This window comes from Mycobacterium sp., from assembly GCF_035603715.1.
Lineage (GTDB): Bacteria > Actinomycetota > Actinomycetes > Mycobacteriales > Mycobacteriaceae > Mycobacterium.
Window position 1 is genome coordinate 1 of the sequence record NZ_DATNJW010000643.1, and the last position, 6,830, is coordinate 6,830.

Here is a 6,830-nt window from a genome sequence, read left to right on the forward strand (position 1 = left end):
GCCCGACTCCGCATACAGCGGGGTGCGGTCAAGCACCAGTTCGACCCTGTCCGCCCCCTCGCCACCGTGCGCGACGACCGGCACCCGCTTGCCGTCGACGAAGACGCCCAGAATGCGGGCCTGCGAGGTCAATTCGTCGAACCCGGTGAATTCGGTGGGGCCGGCGTCGACCAATTCGCGGTAGGCCGTCAGGTCGGCGTGCGCGTGTTTGCGTGCTGCGGCATCGGCTTTCGCGCGGCGGCGCTGCTCGGCCATCAGTTCCCGGAACCCGAGTTCGTCCACTTGCAGGTCGGCCTCGGCGGCCATCTCGAGGGTGAGCTCGATCGGGAATCCGTAGGTGTCGTGCAGCGTGAAGGCATCCGAGCCGGACAGCACGGTCGCGCCGGATGATTTGGTGGCACCGGCCACCTCTTCGAAAAGCCGCGAACCCGATTGCAGCGTCCGGTTGAACGCGGTCTCCTCCGCGACAGCGATCCGGTTGATCCGGTCGAAGTCGGCGACCAGTTCGGGGTACGACGGGCCCATCGCGTCACGGACGGTGGCCATCAGCTCGCCGACGATCGGGCCGTCGATGTCGAGCAGCTTGGCCGAGCGGATCACCCGCCGAAGCAGCCGGCGCAGCACGTATCCGCGGCCGTCGTTGCCCGGACTGACACCGTCGCCGATCAGGATCGCCGCGGTGCGGCTGTGGTCGGCGATGATCCGGTAGCGCACGTCGTCGGCGTGGTTGCCGACGTCGTAGCCGCGCGGCGCACGCCGGGCCACAACGTCGATGGCCGGACGCAGCAGGTCGGTCTCGTAGACGTTGGCCACGCCCTGCAGCAGAAACGCGACCCGCTCGACGCCCATGCCGGTGTCGATGTTCTTGCGCGGCAATGGACCCAGGATTTCGAAGTCGTCTTTGCTGGTGCCCTCGCCGCGTTCGTTCTGCATGAACACGAGATTCCAGATCTCGATGTAGCGGTCCTCGTTGGCTTCCGGGCCACCCTCGATGCCGAACTCGGGACCGCGGTCGTAGTAGATCTCCGAGGACGGGCCGCACGGCCCGGGAATGCCCATCGACCAGTAGTTATCGGCCATGCCGCGGCGCTGGATTCGCTCGACGGGCAGGTCCGCGATCTCCCGCCACAACTGCACGGCTTCGTCGTCGTCGAAATATACTGTGGCCCAGAGCTTTTCCGGATCAAAACCGTATCCGCCGTCGTCGACTTTGCGCGTCAGCAATGTCCAGGCCAGCTCGATGGCCTCGCGCTTGAAATAGTCGCCGAACGAGAAGTTGCCCGCCATCTGGAAAAAGGTGTTGTGCCGGGTGGTGATTCCGACCTCGTCGATATCGGGCGTGCGAATGCATTTCTGAATGCTGGTGGCCGTCGGATACGGCGGCGTGCGCTGGCCGAGGAAGAACGGCACGAACTGCACCATGCCGGCGTTGACGAACAGCAGGTTGGGGTCGTCGAGAATCACCGAGGCACTCGGTACCTCGGTGTGGCCCGCGTTCACGAAATGATCCAGGAACCTCTTCCTGATCTCGTGTGTCTGCACTTTTCCGCTTCCTCTTGATTTCGGCCCTACCCGGCCGGTATCAGCCTATTTCGACCGCATCACAGTACCGGTCCCACTGTTCCGCCCGATCACGCGATAAAGCTGACCGCGGTCAACCCTGCAGGAACGACAAACGCACGGAGCGCCGCGGGTTGTCCCTGTTCAAGTCGACCAGCACCACGCTCTGCCAGGTGCCCAGCAGCGGCTCCCCCGCCTGCACCGGCACGGTGATCGACGGCGCGATGATCGCCGGCATCACGTGGTCGGCGCCGTGGCCGAACGATCCGTGGGCGTGCCGGTAGCGGTCATCGCGCGGCAGTAAGCGCTCCAGGGTGTCCACCAGGTCGTCATCGGAACCGGCGCCGGTCTCGATGATCGCCACCCCGGCCGTAGCGTGCGGGACGAAGACGTTGCAGAGTCCGTCGCCGCGCGGAAAGCAGAACGCCCGCACTGACTCGGTCAAATCGACGATACGGCGACGCGCGGTGTCCACATCCAGCACATCGGTATTCACCTGACCAGCCTACGTATTTGCCCATTGTCATGGCGAATCCAGCGGAGGAAGGTTGATTGAACCGGTGGCGCCACCGGGGCGCTGCCCCGAAGAGGAAAGGGGTGGATCGTGTACGCGCGCTCTACCACCATCCAGGCGCAACCATCGTCGATCGACGCCGGCGTTGCGCACCTTCGCGAAGCCGTCATGCCGAGACTTCACGACGTTGACGGCTGTGTCGGCTTGTCGTTGTTAGCCGACTCGCAGACCGGCCGGTGCATTCTGACCACCGCATGGGAAACCGAAGAGGCGATGCGGGCCAGCGCCGAGCAGATACGGCCGATCCGCGATCGAGCGGCCGACGAGTTCGGCGGTATCGGCGATCCAATGGTCGAAGAGTGGGAGATCGCAGTGCTGCACCGCGATCACCGCTCAGTCGAGGGTGCCTGCGCACGGGCGACGTGGGTGCAGCTGCCGGCGGATCAACTCGACCAGGGCATCGAGTTTTACAAGATGTCCGTCCTGCCCGAGCTCGAGGCACTTGACGGCTTCTGCAGCGCCAGCCTGCTGGTAAACCGTGCATCCGGACGCAGCGTGTCCTGTGCGTCCTTCGACAGCCTCGAGGCGATGCAGCGCAGCAGAGACCCGGGAACGGCCCTCAAGGATCAGAAGATCCGCGAGGTCGGCGCCCAAGAGCTCGACGACTGCGAGTTCGAGCTCCGACTCGCCCATCTGCGGGCGCCCGAGCTGGTCTGATCGAAGGGGGCGACCGGCCGAACCGAGCGATTGGGTGTCGGCCGGTATCTCCTTGTGCCAACTGAAGAACAAGCGCAGCGGCTTGCCCATTGCCACGGCTAATCCGGCGGAGGAAGGTGGTGAGTGGAACCGGTGGCGCCGCCGGGGCGCCGCCTCCGAGCGAAGAGGGTGGTTTCGTGTACGCGCGCTCTACCACTATCGAGGCGCAACCGTCGTCGATCGACGCCGGGATCGCGCAGGTCCGCGATGTCGTCATGCCCGCACTTCAGAAAGTCGACGGCTGTCTTGGTGTGTCGTTGTTGGTCGACCGTGGCTCTGGTCGTTGTATTGCGACCAGCTCGTGGGACAACGAACAGGCGATGCGTGCGAGCGCCCGCGCGATACGACCGGTTCGCGATCAAGCGGCACAGACCTTCGGTGGCAGCCCGACGGTCGACGAATGGGAGATCGCGGTGCTGCATCGAGACCACCCGTCGAGCCCGGGTGCAGGCGTGCGAGCCACCTGGCTCACGGTGCGGCCCGACCAATTCGACCGCGCCATCGAGTTTTACCGGGAGTCGGTACTCCCCGCGATCGAGGAGCTCGAAGGCTTCTGCAGCGCGAGCCTGATGATCGACCGCACGTCCTGGCGGGCGGTGTCATCGTCGACGTTCGACAGCGTTGAAGCCATGCAGCGCAACGAAGAACGCGCCCGCTCACTGCGTACCGCACGGCTTCGCGACCTCGGCGCCGACCAGTTCGATGTCGGTGAGTTCGAACTGGCGATTGCCCACCTGAGGGTGCCCGAGCTCGTCTAGCGCTTCGTGGGGTCGCTGCCCTTACTTCGAGATCGACGCGAGCGAGATGAGCTCTCGCATTTTTGCGCGCTGGCGTCGATCTCGGCGTATGTCAGGGCCCAAAAGGCGCGCATCCGCCTCCCTTGATCAGCGCCGCGCGCGCGAGGGTGGCCTCAGCCATTTTGACGTGGGCCGCGTCCACCAGAACACCGTTGACGCCGACCGCGCCCAGACCCTTCTGCTCGCCTTCCCGGTAGGCCGCGACGTTGCGCTCGGCAAGCGCGATCTCCTCGTCGGTCGGTGCGTACACCCGGTTCGCGACGTCGATCTGACTCGGGTGAATGGCCCACTTGCCGGTGTAGCCCATCAGCGCGGCCCGTCGCGCGTCGCGCTCGTAGCCCGCCAAATTGCCGTAGTCAGGGTAGGGCGCGTCGATCGCCTCGATGCCGGCGATGCGGGCCGCGACGATCACCTTGTTGCGGGCATAGGCCCAGAAGTCGCCGGGATATTCGCCGAGCGGGTCGAAGTTGGTGTCCACCCGCGCACCCTGGGACAGCGAGAAGTCACCGACACCGAAGATCAGCGCGTCCAGTCGCGGGCTGGCGGTGGCGATCTCCTCGGCGTTGGCCAGTCCCTCAACCTCTTCGATCAGCACCTCGAGACGGATCTGGCGGGACAGACCGAGCTTGGTCTCCAGCTGGGTGAGCAGCACGTCGACCCACCAAACATCGCGGGCCCGAAGCGCTTTGGGGATGATGATGGTGTCGAGGTTGTCTCGTGCGCCGGTGACGACTTCGATGATGTCGTCGTGGCACCACGGGGTGTCCAGGCCGTTGATCCGGATCGCCCGAACCGTGCGACCCCAGTCCAGTTCGGTGAGACCCGTGATCGCCTTGGCGCGGGCCGCCTCCTTGTGGGCGGGCGCCGTGGCGTCTTCCAGGTCGAGGAAGACCAGGTCGGCCTGCGATGCGGCGGCCTTGGCGAACATGTGGTCATTGGCCGCGGGCACTGCAAGTTCCGAGCGGCGCAACAGCGAGGTCATCTACCGGGCTCCTCTCACAGCACACCCCGGGTATGCAGGTCGTCGATGTCGCCGCCGGCCAGCCCGAGCAGCTCGCCGTACACCTCGGCGTTGTGTTCACCGATCCGCGGGCCCAGGTGCTGCACGCGACCGGTCGCAGCGGAGAAGCGGGGCACCGGGGCCTGGACGGTCATCGCGCCCAGTTCGTCGTCGCCGACCTTGACGAAGACTTCGCGGTGCGAAAGCTGCTCGTCGGCAACCAGATCGGTGATGTCGTAGACCGGTGCGGCGGCCACCTCCGCGGCGTCGAAGATGTCCATCGCCTCGGCCAGCGTCTTGGTGGCCACCCAGTCGGCGACCACCTGGTCCACCTCGCGGGCCCGCGCCAGCCGGCGCTGCGGGTCGGCGAAGTCGGCGTCGTCGACCAGGTCGGCGCGCCCGATCGCGCGAAACGCCCTCAGCGCCAACTGCGGTGAGCTGCCCGACATCGCCAGCCAGCGATCGTCGGCGGTCCGGTAGGTGTTGCGCGGCGCCGAGATGTCCCAGCGGTTGCCCGCCCTGGTCGGCACCAGGCCGAGCTGGTCGTAGCCCAGCAATGTCTGCTCCAGCAGCCGCGCCAGCGGATCGATCAGGTTGATGTCGATCAACTGCCCTGGCGCGCCGTGCACGTCGCGGTGGTACAGCGCCATCATCACCGCGTAAGCGGCGTTGAGCGACGCCACCCCGTCGGCAAGCATGAACGGCGGCAGCGTCGGTGGTCCCCCGGCCTCGCCGGTGATGTTGGCGAATCCGCTCATCGCCTCGCCCAGCGTGCCGAATCCGGGTCGCTCGCTTTTCGGCCCGGTCAGCCCGTACCCGGTGATGTGCAGCATCACGATCTTGTCGTTGACAGCGCGCAGCGCCGGGTAGTCCAGGCCCCATCTGCGCAGGGTCGCCGGCCGGGTGTTGACGATCACCACGTCCGCGTGTTGGACCAGCCGTCGCAGCAACGCCTGACCTTCGGCTACGCGCAGGTTGAGAGTGATAGATCTCTTGTTGCGTGACAACGACTTCCACATCAGGCCGACGCCGTCCACCTGGTTTCCCCAGGTGCGGATCGGGTCGCCGCCGTCGGGTTGCTCGACTTTGATGACGTCGGCACCGAATTCACCGAGATATGTGGCGGCCAGTGGCGCGGCGGCCAGCGTCGCGACGTCGAGAACCCGGATGCCTTCGAGCATCATGGTCCGACGGGCGCGCAGGCAGGTCGTTGCAACCCGAGGTGATCACGCAATGTCGACCCGCTGTAGGAGTCGCGGAACAGGCCGCGGTGCTGCAGTTCCGGGATCACCATCCGCACCACGTCCTCGAACGCGCCCGGCAAATGCGTTGCGGCCAAGACGAACCCGTCGCAGGCACCGCCATTGAACCACTCCTCCATCTGGTCGGCGACCTGCGTTCCGGTGCCGACGAAGCGCGGGCCCTGCAGCAGGGTGGCTCGGTGGCCGGCCAGATCGCGCAGGGTGATCTCGTCGCCGATGTGGGCGCGCAGGTTCTGCACCAGCCCGCGAATTCCCGACACCGATTCGATGAGCTCATCGGTGATCGGGTCGTCGAGGTCGTGTTTGGCGAAGTCGTAGTTCATCAACTCCGAGAGTAGGGTCAGCGACGCCATCGGGTGCACCAGGTCGTTGAGAAAGACCTGTTCGCGTTGTTTGGCGTGGTCTTCGGTCTCGCCGACCACGGCGTAGGCCATCGGGCAGAGCTTAACCGACTGCGGGTCGCGGCCTGCGGCGTCGATGCGCTCTTTCTGGTCGGCGTAGTGACTGCGGGCCACCTCGATGCCCGGGTCGCCGGTGAAGATCAAATCCGCCCAGCGCGAAGCGAATTCACGCCCGCGGCCCGAGGATCCGGCCTGGATCAGCACCGGACGTCCCTGGGGTGTGCGCGGCACGGTCAGCGGCCCGCGCACCGCGAAGTACTCGCCATTGTGGTGCAACTCGTGCACCTTGTCCGGGTCGGCGTAGATGCCGTTGACCCGGTCGTGCAGGATCGCGTCGTCCTCCCAGGTATCCCACAAGCCGACGGTGGCTTCGAGGAACTCCTCGGCGCGGTCGTAGCGGGCGTCGTGACCCAGATGCGTTTCCAGCCCGAAGTTCTGGGCCTCGCTGTCGTTGACCGAGGTGACGATGTTCCAGGCCGCCCGGCCGCGGGACAGGTGATCGAGCGTGGCGAAGGTGCGCGCGATGTGGAACGGCGTGTA

At 66.2% G+C, this 6,830-nt stretch carries 7 protein-coding genes; 2 read left to right on the forward strand and 5 right to left on the reverse strand.

The window, feature by feature from the left end:
• On the reverse strand, positions 1-1,542 hold a 1,542-nt coding region (gene alaS, locus VN856_RS26090), incomplete at its 3' end, for an alanine--tRNA ligase (RefSeq protein WP_325694714.1).
• 112 nt (positions 1,543-1,654) lie between these two features.
• Entirely contained in the window at positions 1,655-2,044 is a 390-nt protein-coding gene (locus tag VN856_RS26095) for a secondary thiamine-phosphate synthase enzyme YjbQ (RefSeq protein WP_325694722.1), read from the reverse strand.
• Between the two features lie 120 nt (positions 2,045-2,164).
• Between VN856_RS26095 and VN856_RS26100 the strand changes: the two genes are divergently transcribed.
• Entirely contained in the window at positions 2,165-2,791 is a 627-nt protein-coding gene (locus tag VN856_RS26100) for an antibiotic biosynthesis monooxygenase (RefSeq protein WP_325694716.1), read from the forward strand.
• A 176-nt stretch (positions 2,792-2,967) separates the two neighbouring features.
• On the forward strand, positions 2,968-3,588 hold the full coding sequence (locus tag VN856_RS26105; RefSeq protein ID WP_325694724.1) for an antibiotic biosynthesis monooxygenase: 621 nt from the start codon (positions 2,968-2,970) through the stop codon (positions 3,586-3,588).
• 91 nt (positions 3,589-3,679) lie between these two features.
• On the opposite strand, the gene VN856_RS26110 is transcribed toward VN856_RS26105, so the two are convergent.
• The 3 genes from VN856_RS26110 to VN856_RS26120 form a co-directional block, all read right to left on the reverse strand.
• Positions 3,680-4,609: a CoA ester lyase gene (locus VN856_RS26110; protein WP_325694718.1), complete on the reverse strand. Its 930-nt coding sequence runs from the start codon at positions 4,607-4,609 to the stop codon at positions 3,680-3,682.
• Positions 4,610-4,623: 14 nt separating this feature from the next.
• Entirely contained in the window at positions 4,624-5,808 is a 1,185-nt protein-coding gene (locus VN856_RS26115) for a CoA transferase (RefSeq protein ID WP_325694726.1), read from the reverse strand.
• Positions 5,808-6,830: NtaA/DmoA family FMN-dependent monooxygenase (locus VN856_RS26120; protein ID WP_325694720.1), on the reverse strand; the 1,023-nt coding region annotated here is incomplete at its 5' end. The genes VN856_RS26120 and VN856_RS26115, both read right to left, overlap by 1 nt.

What these genes read in the sequence shown, in the direction of transcription:
- VN856_RS26110 (WP_325694718.1), bottom strand. Translation starts at nt 4,609, where the DNA reads ATGACCTCGCTGTTGCGCCGCTCGGAACTTGCAGTGCCCGCGGCCAAT.
- VN856_RS26115 (WP_325694726.1), bottom strand. Translation starts at nt 5,808, where the DNA reads ATGCTCGAAGGCATCCGGGTTCTCGACGTCGCGACGCTGGCCGCCGCG.